Origin of the sequence: Flavobacterium petrolei (assembly GCF_003314435.2) — a bacterium.
Taxonomy (GTDB): domain Bacteria; phylum Bacteroidota; class Bacteroidia; order Flavobacteriales; family Flavobacteriaceae; genus Flavobacterium; species Flavobacterium petrolei.
Genome location: NZ_QNVY02000001.1, coordinates 581,796 through 598,412, shown reverse-complemented (window position 1 = coordinate 598,412; position 16,617 = coordinate 581,796). Strand labels below are relative to the sequence as shown.

Annotated in this window: 17 protein-coding genes; 11 read left to right on the top strand and 6 right to left on the bottom strand. The window is 34.5% G+C overall.

The features are described from left to right. Positions 1 to 30 precede the first annotated feature (30 nt). Positions 31 to 897: a DMT family transporter gene (locus DR871_RS02600; RefSeq protein ID WP_113664975.1), complete on the top strand. Its 867-nt coding sequence runs from the start codon at positions 31 to 33 to the stop codon at positions 895 to 897. Between the two features lie 70 nt (positions 898 to 967). Here DR871_RS02600 and DR871_RS02595 read toward each other — a convergent pair whose 3' ends face one another. Then, positions 968 to 3,016 (bottom strand): insulinase family protein, encoded by a 2,049-nt coding sequence (locus DR871_RS02595; protein WP_242497066.1) that lies wholly within the window; start codon positions 3,014 to 3,016, stop codon positions 968 to 970. A gap of 11 nt (positions 3,017 to 3,027) precedes the next feature. After that, complete coding sequence (locus tag DR871_RS02590; RefSeq protein WP_091165949.1) at positions 3,028 to 4,353, bottom strand: M16 family metallopeptidase; 1,326 nt, start codon at positions 4,351 to 4,353, stop codon at positions 3,028 to 3,030. 237 nt (positions 4,354 to 4,590) lie between these two features. On the opposite strand from DR871_RS02590, the gene rplU reads away from it, so the two are divergent. Further along, a complete protein-coding gene (rplU, locus tag DR871_RS02585) occupies positions 4,591 to 5,013 on the top strand; it encodes a 50S ribosomal protein L21 (RefSeq protein ID WP_091259317.1) in 423 nt (140 codons plus the stop codon). 23 nt (positions 5,014 to 5,036) lie between these two features. Next, the gene (gene rpmA / locus DR871_RS02580; protein ID WP_086453627.1) at positions 5,037 to 5,303 is read left to right on the top strand and encodes a 50S ribosomal protein L27; all 267 of its coding nucleotides are present in this window, start codon (positions 5,037 to 5,039) and stop codon (positions 5,301 to 5,303) included. Positions 5,304 to 5,425: 122 nt separating this feature from the next. On the opposite strand, the gene DR871_RS02575 is transcribed toward rpmA, so the two are convergent. From DR871_RS02575 to ahcY, 3 genes are all read right to left on the bottom strand, one after another. Continuing rightward, a complete protein-coding gene (locus DR871_RS02575) occupies positions 5,426 to 5,770 on the bottom strand; it encodes a DoxX family protein (RefSeq protein ID WP_113664977.1) in 345 nt (114 codons plus the stop codon). Positions 5,771 to 5,777: 7 nt separating this feature from the next. Next, positions 5,778 to 6,116 (bottom strand): DoxX family protein, encoded by a 339-nt coding sequence (locus tag DR871_RS02570; RefSeq protein ID WP_113664978.1) that lies wholly within the window; start codon positions 6,114 to 6,116, stop codon positions 5,778 to 5,780. A gap of 478 nt (positions 6,117 to 6,594) precedes the next feature. After that, complete coding sequence (gene ahcY / locus DR871_RS02565; RefSeq protein WP_113664979.1) at positions 6,595 to 7,911, bottom strand: adenosylhomocysteinase; 1,317 nt, start codon at positions 7,909 to 7,911, stop codon at positions 6,595 to 6,597. A gap of 251 nt (positions 7,912 to 8,162) precedes the next feature. Between ahcY and DR871_RS02560 the strand changes: the two genes are divergently transcribed. From DR871_RS02560 to DR871_RS02535, 6 genes are all read left to right on the top strand, one after another. Then, positions 8,163 to 8,792 carry a 4'-phosphopantetheinyl transferase family protein gene (locus DR871_RS02560; protein ID WP_113664980.1) on the top strand — a complete coding sequence of 210 codons (630 nt, stop codon included), beginning with the start codon at positions 8,163 to 8,165 and terminating at the stop codon, positions 8,790 to 8,792. Positions 8,793 to 8,828: 36 nt separating this feature from the next. Beyond that, positions 8,829 to 9,545, top strand: coding sequence for a phosphoglycerol geranylgeranyltransferase (locus DR871_RS02555; protein WP_113664981.1), 717 nt, complete (start codon positions 8,829 to 8,831; stop codon positions 9,543 to 9,545). Between the two features lie 4 nt (positions 9,546 to 9,549). Beyond that, positions 9,550 to 10,179 (top strand): nicotinamide riboside transporter PnuC, encoded by a 630-nt coding sequence (pnuC, locus tag DR871_RS02550; RefSeq protein ID WP_113664982.1) that lies wholly within the window; start codon positions 9,550 to 9,552, stop codon positions 10,177 to 10,179. Then, complete coding sequence (locus DR871_RS02545) at positions 10,134 to 12,254, top strand: DUF4301 family protein (protein WP_113664983.1); 2,121 nt, start codon at positions 10,134 to 10,136, stop codon at positions 12,252 to 12,254. Before pnuC ends, DR871_RS02545 begins: the two co-directional genes overlap by 46 nt. 13 nt (positions 12,255 to 12,267) lie before the next feature. Next, positions 12,268 to 12,669 (top strand): alternative ribosome rescue aminoacyl-tRNA hydrolase ArfB, encoded by a 402-nt coding sequence (gene arfB, locus DR871_RS02540; protein WP_113664984.1) that lies wholly within the window; start codon positions 12,268 to 12,270, stop codon positions 12,667 to 12,669. Positions 12,670 to 12,906: 237 nt separating this feature from the next. Continuing rightward, positions 12,907 to 15,060: a TonB-dependent receptor gene (locus DR871_RS02535; protein WP_113664985.1), complete on the top strand. Its 2,154-nt coding sequence runs from the start codon at positions 12,907 to 12,909 to the stop codon at positions 15,058 to 15,060. A 62-nt stretch (positions 15,061 to 15,122) separates the two neighbouring features. Here DR871_RS02535 and DR871_RS02530 read toward each other — a convergent pair whose 3' ends face one another. Further along, positions 15,123 to 15,536, bottom strand: a complete 414-nt coding sequence (locus DR871_RS02530; protein WP_113664986.1) for a Rieske (2Fe-2S) protein — start codon at positions 15,534 to 15,536, stop codon at positions 15,123 to 15,125. 162 nt (positions 15,537 to 15,698) lie between these two features. On the opposite strand from DR871_RS02530, the gene greA reads away from it, so the two are divergent. Together greA and DR871_RS02520 are read left to right on the top strand one after the other, a co-directional pair. Next, positions 15,699 to 16,175 (top strand): transcription elongation factor GreA, encoded by a 477-nt coding sequence (gene greA / locus DR871_RS02525; RefSeq protein ID WP_113664987.1) that lies wholly within the window; start codon positions 15,699 to 15,701, stop codon positions 16,173 to 16,175. 34 nt (positions 16,176 to 16,209) lie between these two features. Continuing rightward, positions 16,210 to 16,599, top strand: coding sequence for an HIT family protein (locus tag DR871_RS02520; RefSeq protein WP_113634058.1), 390 nt, complete (start codon positions 16,210 to 16,212; stop codon positions 16,597 to 16,599). Positions 16,600 to 16,617 lie beyond the last annotated feature (18 nt).

Genomic DNA, 16,617 nt, shown 5'->3' with positions numbered 1-16,617 from the left:
TAATTACAATTTTGGGGCAAAATTATTTTTATGGAATCAAAGCAATTAAAATGGGTGTACTTGATGGTTCTTGCCTTGGTTTGGGGAAGTTCATTTATACTGATAAAAAAAGGATTAATCGGTTTAACAGCTTTGCAATTGGGATCGTTGCGAATTATTTTTGCAGCTGTTTTTTTATTGTTGATCGGGTTCAAAAGTTTGTCTAAAATTCCGGCACATAAATGGAAATACATTGCCTTGACTTCTTTATTCGGGACATTTATTCCGGCTTATTTGTTTGCAATTGCCCAAACCGAAATTGATAGTTCTGTTAGTTCTATTTTGAATTCGCTTACTCCTTTGAATACATTAATTCTGGGTGCATTAGTTTTTGGATTGCAGTTTAAAAGAAATCAGATTTTTGGGATTCTAATTGGTTTAATAGGAAGCGCTTTGTTGATTTTGAATGGTGCTATTCATCATCCGGAACAAAACTATTATTATGCTATTTTGGTTTTAATAGCTTCTATATGTTATGCAATAAATGTAAATTTAATCAAAAAATATTTGCATGATTTGAGTCCATTGAGCATTACTACCGGGAATTTTATGGTGTTGTTTTTTCCGGCATCCCTAATCTTATTTTTCTCTGGATTTTTCGAAGTGGTGCACGATGTTAAAGTGCAGGAAGCGGTTTTATTTATAATGGTTCTTGGGGTTGTAGGAACCGGAATTGCGAATATTCTATTTTTTAAATTGATCCAAATGTCTTCGCCTGTTTTTGCTACTTCGGTAACGTATTTGATTCCCGTTGTTGCTTTTTGCTGGGGGTTATTAGACAATGAAATGTTGACGCCGGTTCAGTTTTTTGGCGCTTTTATTGTTTTAATTGGCGTGTATTTATCAGCTAAGAAATAGGTTCAATAACAGTATTAAACAATGAAGGCTGCCTAAAAAGACAGCCTTTGATTATTTATTCAAGATTTGATTATAGAAAATCAGCATCCGAAACACCTTCGTTGATTTTAACGTCAGACATTTTTATGTCTAATTCAAAACCTACATTTTGGATGATATTAAAAGGAACTTTAACTCCTTTTACTTCTTTGTAATCTGCATAATTTGTAGTTTGTGTGATGCTTTGACCACCTTGTTCTACCACTTTAGATTCTGCTAATTTTAAACCAGAAACTACATCATAATATAGAGTAGTTTTACCGTTCTTAACAGCGTAAGCGTCTTTTCCATTAATAGACTCGATAGTTTCTAGTGTTAAACCTTGTTTTTTAGAAAGAGATAATTCTTCAAAAGGTGTTGCAGCTGCTCTCATGTCTGTTAGCATCGTTCCTTCGATGTTTTGACGTTGTCCTTGCTGCATTACGTAAGCTCCTTTTTCATTTACTACTTGTTTCATGATACTCATCGTTCCCATGGCTAATTCAACCATAAGTTTTCCTTTGGCATCAATTTTAGAAGTAAAATTTAATGGAGAAGGTGCTTGTGGAATTGTAGTAGTTCCATTCATTGCGATTGTTTTTACTTCTAATGCTGCTTTTTCGCCGCCAATAGCTTTGATGTAATTGTCAATAACGCTTTTTGCAGTAACTCCAGCTGGAACTGATTTTTTGAACTCAGGTTTAGCCGTTGGGTTTCCGTATTTATCAAAGTACGATACCGGGAATTTTAATTTTTCTAAACTAGGAGCTACATCAGCTGCTTTTCCTACTATTACAATTCTGCTGTTGTCTGCCAAGAAGTATTTATTGGCTACTCTCAAAATATCATCTGCTGTTACAGCACTGATGTTTTTGATGTAATTTTCATAGAAGTCAGCCGGTAAACTTTGTGTTTGAATTCTCAAAGCATATCCTGCTACCGTTTGTGGTTTTTCAATTTGCATTACAAATCGTCCTATGTATCCTGCTTTTACATTGGCTAACATTTCATCAGTCACTTTCTCTGTTCTGATTTTTTTGAATTCTTTGAAGATTTCAACAACCGTGCTATCAGTTACGGCATTACGAACTTGTGTAGAGGCATTGAAAGTAGAAACGCGTTTGTCACCAGAAATACTAGTTCTAGCGCCGTACGTCCATCCGTGAGCTTCTCTTAGGTTCATGTTGATATAGCTATTGAAATCACCTCCTAGGATTTGATTGGCAACTAAGACAGCAAAATAATCAGGGTCAGTCATTTTAAGGTTCGAAATATTTACAACTGCAACTTCTGATTGAACTGCATTAGGCATGTCAATAAAGTTGATTTGTGAATACTGAACGTCTTTTGGATCATTAAAAGTTGTCGATGGAGCAGTTGCTTTTTTCCATGAACCAAAGAATTTCTCTACCATTTTTTTTGTTTCGTTGAATTTTACATCACCCACAATAATTAGGTAAGCATTACTTGGAACAAAATAAGTATTGTAATTCGCTTTAACATCAGCAAGAGTTACGTTTTTCAACGTAGCTTCACTTACATATTCTCCAGCAGGATGGTTTTTCCCGTAAGTCAAAACATCTACTACTCTAGCTGCAACTGCTGAAACGCTTTTTTCATTCGCTTTTAAACCTTCAATAAGTTTTGTTTTCTCTTTATCAAATTCTTCTTGGGTGAAGTTTGGGTTTAATGCACCGTCAGCCATTAATTCCAATACTCTTCCAGAATATTTAGATAATGCACTTGCTGAAGCTCCATTAGAACTAAAATTGATGTTGGCTCCCAGAAAATCAACTTCTTCATTGAAAGCTGCTTTCGAAATTTTTATGGTACCGCTTCCAATTAAAGTACTGGTCATGTCAGCTACTCCTTTTTTGTCGCCTTCAGCATACGGATCATTGTCTAAAGTAAGACTGAATGCTACTCTTGGTAATTTATGGTTTTCAACGACCATAACTTTTAAACCATTTTTTAATTCAAAGGTTACCGGTTTTCCAATTTTTATCGTTGGAACGACTCCGGGTTTTGGCTGAGGGATGATTTGTCCTTGCATGATTACTGTTAAGAACAAGCTTGATAAAATTAATATTGATTTTTTCATAATGATATATCTTAGTTTTGAGCTTTGTCTTTAGATGGAACATAATCCAAAACTAATCTTTGGTTTGGATTTAAATATTTCTTGGCAATATCTCTGATTTCCTCACGAGTGATAGAATGGTAGATTTCGATTTCGGTGTTGATTAAGTTTACATCACCGTATAACAAATGATAAGAAGCCAAGTTGTCAGCGATACCGTCAATGGTCGAGTTGCTGTTTACATATTGGTTTTCGAATTTGTTTTGTAGCTTTTGTAGATCTTTTTCAGAAATCAATTCTGTTTGTAGTTTTACAATTTCCAAGTCAATTTCGGCAAGAATATTCTCGGCAGTATTTGGAGCTTGTGGCAAACCGTAAATGATGTAGCTTCCATAATCTTCTTGACTGTTGCTAAATGCACCAATTTGTAAGGCCATTTTCTTGTCATCAACTATTTTCTTGTATAATCTTGAGCTTTTTCCATCACTTAAAATAGAAGAAATCATATCCAATACTCTAGCATCTCTAGTTTTCATAGATGGAGTTCTGTACGCCGCTACAATTGCAGGAATTTGGATATTAGCATCTTCAAATTTAGCTTTTATAGTTTGAGTAATTGGTTCTTCAACAAATGTCTCTCTCTGGATAGCAGCACCTTTTTTGATAGGTCCAAAATATTTTTGGATCCATTCCTTGGCTTGTTCATTTTTGAAATCACCGGCAACAATCAAAACAGCATTGTTAGGAATGTAAAATTTCTTGTTGAAAGCTTGGAACTCTTCTAATGTAGCGGCATCTAAATGGCTCATAGAACCAATAGTTGCCCAACGATACGGGTGTTTTGTGAAGATATTCTTTTTTACTTCCGCTAAAAAGTTTCCATAAGGCTGATTGTCAACACGAAGTCTTTTTTCTTCCTTTACTACTTCGTTTTGGGTATCAACACCAATTTGATTGATTACTGGGTGTAACATTCTTTCTGCTTCCATCCATAAACCTAATTCTAAGTTGTTAGAAGGGAAAACTTCATAATAATAGGTTCTGTCATCAGTAGTATTGGCGTTATTTACACCACCGTTTCCAGTTACAATCTTAAACCACTCACCACGTTTGATGTTTTCAGTTCCTTCAAACAATAAATGTTCAAAAAAGTGAGCAAAACCAGTTCTCTCTGGATTTTCGTCTTTGGCACCCACATGGTACATTACTGATGTAATAACGGTAGGAGCAGATGGGTCGTTGTGCAAGATCACATGCAAGCCATTGTCTAATTTGTATTCCTCAAAAGCTACTTTTTGCGCAGAAGCGACTCCTCCCAGCATAAACAAAGCACCTAAAGCCATTAATGAATTTTTCATAAGGTTAATAATTTTGTTAATATGTATTGTTTGTAGTGCTTTTAGATTTTTGTTACAACAAAAGCAGTTCGGTGTGGGAAATTTAACACTAGTTCATCATGTTCTTTCGTAAATTTGGTTTAAAAGCTTCTTAAATAAGGAATTCTGGCGTAAAAAATATTTTTTTTCTTCAACAAATTGCGAGGTAAATATTTAATTGTATATTTGCAACCTTAAAAATTATTAAAACAATTCAGTATGTATGCAATCGTAGAGATAGCAGGGCAACAATTCAAAGTAAGCAAAGACTTAAAGGTTTATGTTAACCGTTTGACTAATGAAGAAGGTTCAAAAGTTTCTTTTGACAAAGTTCTTTTATTAGATGATAACGGAACTATCACTTTAGGCGCCCCAGCTATAGAAGGTGCTTCAGTAGAAGCTAAAGTGTTACAACACTTAAAAGGAGATAAAGTTATCGTTTTCAAAAAGAAAAGAAGAAAAGGATACAAAAAGAGAAATGGTCACAGACAATATCTTACTCAAATTGTAATTGAAGGTATTACTGGTGTTGGTGCTAAAAAAGCGGCTCCTAAAAAAGCAGCAGCTGAAGCAACTACAGAAGAAGTTGAAGCTCCTAAGAAAAAGGTAGCTAAAGCTAAAAAAGAAGATACTCAAGAATAATAACAAAATAAAACTAATACGTCATGGCTCACAAGAAAGGTGTCGGTAGTTCTAAGAATGGTAGAGAATCAGAATCAAAACGTTTAGGCGTTAAGATATTTGGTGGTCAAGCTGCTATTGCTGGGAACATCATCGTAAGACAAAGAGGTTCAAAACATAATCCAGGTGCAAATGTTTACATCAGTAAAGATCACACCCTACACGCAAGAGTAGATGGAGTTGTTTTCTTCCAAAAGAAAAGAGATAACAAATCTTATGTTTCTATACTTCCATTCGAAGTTGAAGCATAATTGATTTTCTCAATTTTTTAAAAACCCGTTTCGATTTTTATCGAGACGGGTTTTTTATTTTAATTTGAAATCTGATTAAATTGTATTTTGGTGACAAATAAATAAAACCATTTCGAATAGATTTACATTAAAGTCCTGTACAAAATGTAGGTGTTAAGTACGAAATAAAAAAACGCTGGTAAAGATATTAATAAAGAATCTTTCATCTTGATGCGAACTCCAGTACCAAGAAGCATCAACAAAGCCAGTCCTCCTGAGGCCAGAAGCAAAATAGTGTTGTTCTTAATGCCAACGCCAATAAACAAACCAATAGCTCCCGCCAATTCTAAAAAAGCTGTTAATGGACCAAATTTTTCAAGTCCAAATCGCTTAAACTCATTTTTCATGTTCGTTGATACAAAATAAGCTATTCCGTAAATAAGAAAAGAAGTTGCTGAAAATAAAATAAGTATATCTAGGTAACTCATATTTTGATTATTTGGAAACGTATAGTGCCACAAAAAGAGATATTGCCAAAAGAAGTAAAGAAGGAAGGTGTTTGATCCATGGATTTTTTACTTTGAAATGAAAAAACTGTGCCGAAGCCATTAAAAAAGCCATTAAAAGAGCAGGGATAAAAACGAGTTCTGGATACCATATTCCAGTTACTAATAATGTTGCTAACACTATTTTTGAAGCACCTACCATATTTCGTGTCAAATCAGAAAGTCCGTATTGTTTAAATTCTTTTACAATGTTATCAAATCTAAAAATCCAAACATAACCTACAGACAGTGCTATTACAAGTTGGGCGATAATGGTATAAGTATTCATAATTTTATTTTTAAGGTTTTTATAAGCTTTATATGGAGTTCTTCAAACAAAGAAATTCTTTTAAATTTTTTAAGTAATCAAAGATACCATAAACTTAAATTAGAACTAGGTTGTGGTGTTTATTTCTTAGGAAATAGTGTTTGTTCATTAATAGTTAGCTTCAGATCTAGCTGAGGTTACTAGAATTTTCGTTTAGCGTAAGGTAGACTTTCCCTGTGAAAGTTTGTTTGTCATTAAGATCTGCACAGCGTTAATGTTAATAATATCGCATCTCAGTGTCTTTTTTTTATTATGGTAGTTAATATTAGTTTGTTGCTGTTGTATTATTACTTTTTGGTTTAGAATATTTTACTTCAATTAACCCAAAAGCGTTTTATAATGCAATTTTTTAAAGAATAAAAACAAAAAACCCTTGCTCCCGAAACTTCGGGACTGCAAGGGTTTTAAAAATTTAATAATCTAAAAAACTAATTCTAGACTAGTATCTGTAATATTCTGGTTTAAATGGACCTTCAACTGGAACTCCAATATAATCCGCTTGATCAGAACGTAAAGTCTCTAATTCAACACCTAATTTAGCTAAGTGCAACATTGCTACTTTCTCATCTAAATGTTTTGGTAACATATATACGTCATTGTTGTATGCCGCGCTGTTTTTCCACAATTCGATTTGAGCCAAAGTTTGGTTTGTAAATGAGTTACTCATTACAAAACTTGGGTGACCTGTAGCACAACCAAGGTTTACTAAACGACCTTCAGCCAAGATAAGGATGTCTTTTCCAGCGATTGTATATTTATCAACTTGTGGTTTGATTTCAATTTTTGATGCACCGTGGTTTGTATTCAACCAACCCATATCAATTTCATTATCAAAATGCCCGATGTTACAAACGATCGTTTTGTCTTTCATTTTTTCGAAATGAGAACCCAAAACGATATCTTTATTTCCAGTAGTAGTAATGATAATATCAGCAGTTTCAATTACTGTATCTAATTTTTTTACTTCAAAACCGTCCATTGCTGCTTGTAAAGCACAAATTGGGTCAATTTCAGTAACTGTAACAATAGAACCAGCACCTCTAAAAGAAGCTGCAGTTCCTTTACCTACGTCACCGTAACCACAAACGATTACTCTTTTTGCAGCAAGCATAACATCAGTTGCACGACGAACCGCATCAACTGCTGATTCTTTACAACCGTATTTGTTGTCAAATTTCGATTTAGTAACCGAGTCATTCACGTTGATTGCAGGCATTGGTAATGTTCCCGCTTTTACTCTTTCGTATAATCTGTGAACTCCAGTTGTAGTTTCTTCAGATAATCCTTTGATTCCAGCAACTAATTCCGGGTAACGGTCAATAACCATGTTAGTCAAATCTCCACCGTCATCAAGAATCATGTTCAATGGTTTTCTGTCTTCACCAAAGAATAAAGTTTGCTCAATACACCAGTCAAAATCTTCCTCATTCAAACCTTTCCAAGCATAAACTTGAATTCCTGCAGCAGCAATCGCAGCAGCAGCTTGATCTTGAGTTGAAAAAATGTTACAAGAACTCCAAGTCACTTCTGCGCCAAGAGCGATTAACGTTTCAATTAAAACCGCAGTCTGGATTGTCATGTGCAAACATCCTGCAATGCGAGAGCCAGCAAGTGGTTGTTCGTTTTTGTATTCAGCACGAAGCGCCATTAAACCTGGCATTTCAGCTTCAGCTAATTCAATTTCTTTTCTTCCCCAAGCCGCTAGAGAAATGTCTTTTACTTTGAAAGCCACAAAAGGCATAGTTGTAGTACTCATTTATAGTATATTTGTAATTGTAAATTTTTTGCAAATTTACGTAATAACTTTAGAATTTAACTGTTTTCTAAAAGATTTGTGAATTGTTTAATTCGCTAATCTTTTGAACATTAACTAAATAATTTCATGACGCTGATCTTGTTTCAGTTTCTGGAGCTATTTCCCGTTATTCGCTATATCTTTTTACACGCAAAAAAGCGTGAAAAAAGGATGCCGCTGCTACCGGGGCTAAAAAACGAAACTAGAACACGATGCCACTTTACAAAACGATACATATTAATTCTAGAACTCAAATTCTCGTTTGGAAAGTAACCGAATCCTATGGGGAATTATTAGAACAAGTCGTCTTAAACGACAGCAATCGGCTCCGGCTCGACGGAATGAAGTCTGAAATGCATCAACGCGCTTTTCTTAGCGTGCGCAAATTATTGCAGGAAACGGGGCATACGGATTTAGATTTGTATTATGATGAATTTGGTAAACCGCATCTTCATGGAGAAAAGTACATTTCGATAACGCATTCCCATGAGTTTTCTGCGATTATTATCAGTGACGAAACCGTAGGAATCGACATCGAATTACAACGGGACAAAATCATCCGAATCGCCGATAAATTCTGTGATTCGGAATTTCAGTTTTTGGATTTGGAGAGTGAGGAATACATCGGAAAACTAACTGTTATTTGGGGTGTTAAAGAAGCTATTTTCAAAATTAGAAATGAAAAAGGAATCAGTTTCAAAAATCATATAAGTGTCTGCGATTTTAAACTAGAAAGTAAGCAAACTATCGCTGAACTTCATTTTGATAATTTAGTAAAAGATTTCAAAATTCATTTTGAAGAAATAGAAGGATTTACTTTAGTTTATGCCTTCGAAAATTAAAACAAACCGCAAATTTGCTAATTAGCGGTAAAACTTATGGAGAACCTATACAGCCAAATAATACAAGCCAAAAGGAATAATCAAAAATTATTAGCTATCCTTCTTGATCCTGATAAAATTGATTTGAACACTGTAGCAGAACTAATTTTAAAAATAGACCAATCACCGGCAACGCATATTTTCATTGGCGGAAGCCAGGTTACAACAAATATTCAAGACGAATTGATTTTAGAAATCAAGCAAAATTGTGATTTACCCATTGTTCTTTTCCCCGGAGACCCATCTCAAATTTCAGATAAAGCCGATGCGATTTTGTTTTTGTCGTTAATCTCTGGTCGCAATTCGGATTATTTAATTGAATATCAAGTAAAAGCAGTACCTGTTTTAAAGAAAACCCAACTCGAAATCATTTCTACAGGATATATTTTGATTGAAAGTGGAACTGAAACAGCCGTAGAAAGAGTGAGTAAAACCCAGCCTTTAGATAGAAATAATCTTGATTTAGCACTAGCAACGGCACAAGCAGGGGAAATGTTAGGTAATAAATTGATTTATCTGGAAGCGGGAAGTGGCGCTAAACAATTTGTTCCTTTAGAAATGATTGCATTAGTTGCTCAAAATATTGAAATTCCCTTACTTGTTGGTGGCGGAATTGTAGATTTGCAAGGAATTCAAAACGCTTATGATTCCGGAGCCGATTTAGTAATTATAGGAACCGCTTTTGAAAATAATAATAACTTTTTTAACGCATAATTGAATGATTGATTATTTTTTTTCGCAATACAGCCAATACCCAACATTAGATGTTTTTTTAGAAATTGTTGCTGTCATCTTTGGATTATTAAGCGTTTGGTACGCCAAAAAAGACAATATTTTAGTTTTTCCAACTGGATTAGTAAGTACATCTATATTTGTTTATTTACTTTGGAAATGGACTTTATGGGGCGATATGATGATCAATGGCTATTATTTTGTGATGAGTATTTATGGCTGGTACCATTGGACTCGGAAAAAAGGAGATACTGAAGAATTCCCCATTTCAAAAATTTCGAGTTCTGAAAAACGAATTGCGATAATTCTTTTTATATTTACCGTAGCCTTTGTGGTTTCGGTATATCATTATTTCGAAAAATTTACTACTTGGTACGCGTATGTAGATACATTTATTACAGGGATTTTCTTTGTCGGAATGTGGCTCATGGCCAAAAGAAAAGTAGAGAATTGGATATTTTGGATTATTGGAGATGTAATTTCCATTCCGTTGTATTTTGCAAAAGGCTATACTTTTACCAGTTTTCAATATATAGTATTTACCATAGTTGCCATTTTTGGCTATTTAGAATGGAAGAAAATCTCAGACAGCTCTCAAACGGAGCTACAAAAATAATTAAAATAGCTTTATTTGGTCCCGAAAGCACTGGCAAAACTACTTTGGCCAGACAGCTTGCGGAATATTATAAAACCGACTGGGTTCCAGAATTTGCACGCGATTATCTTCAGGAAAAGTGGAATTCAAGTCAGCAAATATGCACTCTTGATGACATGCTACCCATTGCTTATGGTCAAACTAAATTAGAAAACGAGCGAACACTGATTGCCAATAAATATCTTTTTTGTGACACGAATTTAATGGTGACCAAGGTTTTTTCGGAAGTTTATTATAATTATTGTGACGCTTTGATTCATCAAGCAGCTTGCGAACATGAATATGATTTGTTTTTTCTGACCGACATTGATGTACCATGGGAAAGAGATGACCTAAGAGACAAAGCAGAGGGGAGAAAATCTATTTTTACGGTTTTTAAGCAATCTTTAATCGATAATAATAAACCATTTATAACACTTTCGGGAGACAAGGACTTGCGACTAAAAAAGGCAGTTGCTATAATTGATAATTTGACTAAAGCCAGAGAATTAGGATTTTCATCGGCTGATTTTGTTCAAATCTACAACAATGAAATTCCTTTTGAAAATATTGTCGAGCAGTTAGATTTTTTTAAAAACGGAATTCCTAAAACGGAATTAATTGAGCCTGCATCCATATCTAACGGGATTTTGAAATTATCTGAGAAAGATTTTCAAGAAAAAGCCAGTTTTTTTGATGCAAATAAATCAAACTTGATATTAAATAAATTTGTTCCTGCTTCTGGAGCAGCCAGCAGAATGTTTAAATTTTTAACAGAATTTCTCAATGAATTTGATGTTGAAAACGAATCGATAAACGCGTACATCAATCGAAAAAAAGCAAGTAAGCTTTCTATTTTCATAGTAGGAATGGAGAAGTTTCCTTTTTTCAAAGTAGTTGACAAGCAACTGAGAGCTGAATTTACTGATTTTGATACTTTGGACCGAAGTTTGAAAAATTATTATTTTATAAAATTTCTGCTGTCAGCGGATTATTTTGATTTTGCTAATCAACCTAAAGGGATTCTTCCTTTTCATAAATATAAAACCCATATTGCAACACCAGTCGAAGAACATTTACGAGAATGTGCGCATTATTCGAGTGCTAATAATGGTTCCCATTTGCATTTTACGATTTCAGAATCACATCAAAAGCAATTTGAAGACATTGTTGATTCTATTAAATCTAAAATTGAAAAGGAATCAGACGTGACAATAAATGTTAATTATTCGTATCAAAATAAAAGCACAGATACGCTTGCGGTAACTATGAAAAATAAGCCGTTCCGGGATAAAAATGGACAATTAGTTTTTAGACCGGGAGGCCACGGCGCTTTGATTGAGAATTTGAATAATTTGGAAGCTGATATTGTTTTTATCAAAAATATTGACAATGTAATTCAAAACAATGTAGAGAAAATTTCTTTGTATAAAAAAGGATTAGCTGGAATATTATTGGCGATTCAACAGCAGGTTTTTAGTTATTTAAATGCTTTGGATGTTGCATCAATTGAACCCGATTTGATATATGAAATTATTCTTTTTTTGAAGGAAAAGTTAAATATTACAATGAAGGAAACTTTTCATACGGACAGTTTGGAAAATAAAATCACGGAAGTAAAAGCTATTTTAAACAGACCAATACGTGTTTGTGGAATGGTAAAAAATGAAGGTGAGCCAGGTGGAGGACCATTTTGGGTACGAAATAATCAAGGTACGGTCTCTTTACAAATTGTAGAAAGTTCCCAGGTTGATTTGGCTAATGAGAATCAAAAGATAATTCTGAATGCTGCCACCCATTTCAATCCGGTTGATTTAGTTTGTGGTATTAAAAATTATAAAAAAGAGAAATTTGATCTGACTCAGTTTGTGGATAATAATAGTGGTTTTATTGTAGCGAAAAATGTAACAGGCAAAAATATTAAAGGATATGAATTACCGGGTTTATGGAACGGCGCAATGGCAAACTGGTTGACTGTATTTGTTCAGGTGCCGTTAATTACTTTTAATCCGGTAAAAACAGTGAATGATTTATTAAAACCGGCACACCAGTCCTGAAAATTTAACTGCAATGGAAATTGAAAAAATCATATCCGAATTAAGTTTTAAAGCCGTCCGCAGCAGTGGAGCCGGTGGTCAGAACGTAAATAAAGTTTCCTCGAAGGTGGTGTTGAGTTTTGATTTGCACCATTCTCAGGCTTTAACAGAAGAAGAGAAACTTTTGGTTGAAACTAAATTATCTTCCAGATTGACTACTGATGCTGTTTTAATCTTGAACTGTGATGAAGACCGCAGTCAGTTTAGAAATAAAGAAATTGTGACCAAGCGATTTTTGGAACTAATAAAAAATGCATTGCTTGTTCCAAAGGAAAGAAAGCCCACCAGAATCCCTAAATCTGTCATTAGAAAGCGAATAAAGGATAAAAAAACTATTTCTGAAATTAAAAAAACACGCAGAAAACCTGATTTTTAAAATTTATTCCAATTCATAATTTATAATTCACAATTTATAATTAGTTTTGCGCTGTCTCAAAGGGGTGCTCTAAATAACGAGCTGAGATCATACCCAACGAACCTGGGCGAGTAATGTCGCTAAGGGAAAAAATGACAAAAAAATAGCGTGCACACTATCTATTTGTCATAGGAAACAATCATTTATTAATTTAACAAAAGGAATAATTCCCCCTTTTATTCGTAATCTTATTTACGGATGAATACTTTATTTTATTTTACAAGCCGCAAAGGCGCAAAGGCGAAACTATCAAACATACTTTCGATTCGTCTATTTTCTATTTTCTTTTCTCTATTTTCTTTTCTCTCTTTTGCTCAAGTAAAAGACACTACGAAATTAAACCAACTTGATGAAGTCTTGGTGTCAGCGGTGCGGGTTACAACAAAAACGCCGGTTAGTTTTAGTAATTTAGGCAAAAAGGAAATCAAATTCCGAAACTTAGGACAGGATATTCCTATTCTGATGAATTATTTACCATCAGTTGTTACGACCTCTGATGCTGGAAATGGTGTTGGTTACACCGGAATTCGGGTTCGTGGTAGCGATGCAACACGTGTAAATGTTACCATCAATGGAATTCCCTACAATGATTCCGAAAGTCACGGAACTTTTTGGGTGAATATGCCTGATTTTGCTTCTTCAGTAGAGAGTTTGCAATTGCAACGCGGCGTAGGAACTTCTACTAATGGAGCCGGGGCTTTTGGGGCGAGTTTAAACATGTTGACGGATAATTTTGCCAAAGATAGCTCGGGTGAAATCTCAAATTCGGTGGGCAGTTTTAATACCAGAAAACACACTGTAAAATTCAGTACGGGTTTGATGAATGATCATTTTGAAATTGCGGGACGTTTATCAGCGATTAAGTCGGACGGATTTATAGATCGCGGAGCATCTGATTTGAAATCGTATTTTCTTCAGGGAACGTATGTGGGTAAAACTACTTTGATAAAAGCATTGGTTTTTGGTGGGACCGAAAAAACGTATCAGTCTTGGAACGGAATAGATGGTGAAACGCTAAAAAATGACCGAACGTTTAATTCAGCAGGTGCCTTCACGGACGAACAAGGAAATGCACGTTTCTATGACAATGAAACCGATAATTACCAGCAAGATCACTCGCAATTGCTTTGGAACGAAAAAATATCCGACAACTGGAGTACGAATTTTGCGTTGCATTACACAAAAGGCAAAGGATTTTATGAAAACTATAAAGAAGGCGCTGATTTTGCCGATTATGGATTACAGCCCGTTGGTGCAGTTTCAACAACGGATTTAGTGCGTCAGAAATGGTTGGAAAATGATTTTTATGGAACTACATTTTCGGCTAATTATAAAGATGAAAAACTGGATTTGATTTTTGGAGGTGGTTGGAACAAGTATGAAGGCGACCATTTTGGAAAAGTCATTTGGGCACGATTTGCTTCTCAGAGTGAGTTAGGAAATCGTTATTATGATGATTATGCCAATAAAACGGATGGAAATGTTTTTGCTAAAGCCAATTACCAAATCACGGAGCAATTAAGTTTGTTTGGAGATTTGCAATATAGATCAGTCAATTACAAAGCCAATGGCGTTCAGCCAACACTTGTGGATGATACTTTTAATTTTTTTAATCCTAAAACCGGGTTAACCTTTACAATCAATTCTGGAAATTCCGTGTATTTATCGTATGCCAGAGCCAATCGCGAACCTAATAGAAGTGATTATGAAGGCGGAAACGTAAAGCCTGAAAAGTTGAATGACTTTGAATTGGGCTGGAGGTACGTTGCGGAGAAAGTACAAATCAATTCGAATGTGTATTATATGGCCTATAAAGATCAATTGATTTTGACAGGGAGTTTAGATGATGTAGGTGCTCCAATACGCTCTAACAGTGAAAAAAGTTATCGTTTAGGACTGGAAGTTGATGCCACAATAGCGTTGACAGATCAATTGATTATTCGTCCTAATTTTACTTTGAGTGCTAATAAAAATACGGATTTAGCGGTAGAAGGTCAGGATTACGGCACAACAGATATTGCGTATTCGCCATCAATTATTGCGGGAAATATTTTGGTTTACACCCCTATTGAAAATCTTCATATTTCATGGATGCAAAAATTCGTCGGGGAACAATACATGAACAACATCGAATTACCGGCTGCAAAATTGGCTGATTATTTTGTCAATGATTTAAATGTTGCCTATACTTTTAAACCTAAAACCATCTTCAAAGAAATTGTGTTGACGGGTTTAGTGAATAATTTTTTAGATAAGAGATACGTTTCTAACGGCTACATGTATGATATATACCCATACTATTACCCACAAGCGGGAATTAATTTCCTTGCCGGTTTGACGTTGAAGTTTTAGAATAATGATTTACTTTTAATGGAGAAATCCTGATGGTTTAACTGTCAGGATTTTTTTTGATTTTAATTATAAACCCGAAGCACATTTCCATTAACTTGAACTCGGTATTGTTTCAATGGGTATTGTAAAGGTCCTTGTCCGGTGAATAAGCTGTACTCAGAATTATCGCAGCCGCAAACGGCATTGATGCCATTTATGGTCATTGTAGAACAAGCACTAATCGTTTGATTAGGGCAAGCAGCATCAAAAGCATTATAACCGCTGCCAGTATTAAAAATAATCAAACCTCGTGCGCCTATTCCAGAAATATAAACTGCATTACTAACGAATTTCAGATTAGAATATGCAGGTAAATTCATATTGATATCTACTGAGAAAGTATAATTTGGAACAAATGGATTAGAGTTGTTTATACCGGAATCACTACACGATAAAAAGAATGGAATAATAAGAAAAAGAAGTGCGTATTTTTTCATTTTAAAATAGTGTCAAAGTATTAGTGAAACAAATTTAATTTATTTAACTTTGAAATATATATGATTAACATATATTTACAAGCGAAAAAAAAATAATAGTATCTTTGTGGAAAGAAATCCCGTCCTGATGGGATTTTTTCTATTTATATAAATGAGGAATTTATGAGTACAGTATCGTATTACACGGCAGAAGGGTTAAAAAAATTAAGAGAAGAATTGGATTATTTAAAGAGCGTAATGCGTCCAAAAGCATCTGCGGATATTGCTGAAGCAAGAGATAAAGGCGATCTTTCAGAGAATGCCGAATATGATGCGGCTAAGGAAGCGCAAGGAATGCTTGAAATGCGTATTGCTAAGCTCGAAGAAGTGCATTCGAATGCCAGATTAATTGATGAGTCTCATTTAGATCTTTCTAAAGTATTGGTTTTATCGAATGTAAAAATCAAGAACCAAACTAATGGTATGGAGATGACCTATACATTAGTCGCGGAAAGTGAAGCCGATTTAAAAACTGGAAAAATCTCTGTGACCTCACCAATTGGGAAAGGTTTGCTAGGAAAATCAGTGGGTGAATTTGCTGAAATCACAGTTCCAAATGGTATTTTGAAATTCGAAATTTTGGAAATATCTCGCGACTAAATAGTTAAAGGTTTAAACGATTAATCGATTCAACATGTCAAGTATTTTTACCAAAATCATAAACGGAGAAATTCCGTGTTACAAAATCGCTGAGGATGAAAACTTCTTGGCTTTTTTGGATGTAAATCCAAATGCAAAAGGACACACACTTTGTATTCCAAAACAAGAAATCAATAAGATTTTTGAAATGGAAGATGATTTGTATCTAGGGTTAATGCAATTTTCTAAAAAAATAGCAGTTGCTCTTGAAAAAACGGTTCCGTGTAAACGAATCGGAATGGCAGTTGTAGGACTTGAAGTTCCCCATGCGCACGTTCATTTGATTCCCTTGAATGAAATGGATGAAATGCGTTTTCAAAATAAAGTAACGTTATCCAAAGACGAATTTGAAGCTTTGGCGGCAAGCATAAAAACCAATTTATAATAGTTGTATAAATAAAAT

Excerpts from the sequence above, each read along its gene's own strand:
- rplU (WP_091259317.1), top strand. The coding sequence starts at position 4,591 with ATGTATGCAATCGTAGAGATAGCAGGGCAACAATTCAAAGTAAGCAAA.
- DR871_RS02570 (WP_113664978.1), bottom strand. The coding sequence starts at position 6,116 with ATGAATACTTATACCATTATCGCCCAACTTGTAATAGCACTGTCTGTA.
- DR871_RS02595 (WP_242497066.1), bottom strand. The coding sequence starts at position 3,016 with ATGAAAAAATCAATATTAATTTTATCAAGCTTGTTCTTAACAGTAATC.
- DR871_RS02520 (WP_113634058.1), top strand. The coding sequence starts at position 16,210 with ATGTCAAGTATTTTTACCAAAATCATAAACGGAGAAATTCCGTGTTAC.
- DR871_RS02575 (WP_113664977.1), bottom strand. The coding sequence starts at position 5,770 with ATGAGTTACCTAGATATACTTATTTTATTTTCAGCAACTTCTTTTCTT.
- DR871_RS02545 (WP_113664983.1), top strand. The coding sequence starts at position 10,134 with ATGGAAGAAAATCTCAGACAGCTCTCAAACGGAGCTACAAAAATAATT.
- ahcY (WP_113664979.1), bottom strand. The coding sequence starts at position 7,911 with ATGAGTACTACAACTATGCCTTTTGTGGCTTTCAAAGTAAAAGACATT.
- DR871_RS02590 (WP_091165949.1), bottom strand. The coding sequence starts at position 4,353 with ATGAAAAATTCATTAATGGCTTTAGGTGCTTTGTTTATGCTGGGAGGA.
- DR871_RS02600 (WP_113664975.1), top strand. The coding sequence starts at position 31 with ATGGAATCAAAGCAATTAAAATGGGTGTACTTGATGGTTCTTGCCTTG.
- arfB (WP_113664984.1), top strand. The coding sequence starts at position 12,268 with ATGGAAATTGAAAAAATCATATCCGAATTAAGTTTTAAAGCCGTCCGC.
- greA (WP_113664987.1), top strand. The coding sequence starts at position 15,699 with ATGAGTACAGTATCGTATTACACGGCAGAAGGGTTAAAAAAATTAAGA.
- rpmA (WP_086453627.1), top strand. The coding sequence starts at position 5,037 with ATGGCTCACAAGAAAGGTGTCGGTAGTTCTAAGAATGGTAGAGAATCA.
- DR871_RS02535 (WP_113664985.1), top strand. The coding sequence starts at position 12,907 with ATGAATACTTTATTTTATTTTACAAGCCGCAAAGGCGCAAAGGCGAAA.
- DR871_RS02555 (WP_113664981.1), top strand. The coding sequence starts at position 8,829 with ATGGAGAACCTATACAGCCAAATAATACAAGCCAAAAGGAATAATCAA.
- pnuC (WP_113664982.1), top strand. The coding sequence starts at position 9,550 with ATGATTGATTATTTTTTTTCGCAATACAGCCAATACCCAACATTAGAT.
- DR871_RS02560 (WP_113664980.1), top strand. The coding sequence starts at position 8,163 with ATGCCACTTTACAAAACGATACATATTAATTCTAGAACTCAAATTCTC.
- DR871_RS02530 (WP_113664986.1), bottom strand. The coding sequence starts at position 15,536 with ATGAAAAAATACGCACTTCTTTTTCTTATTATTCCATTCTTTTTATCG.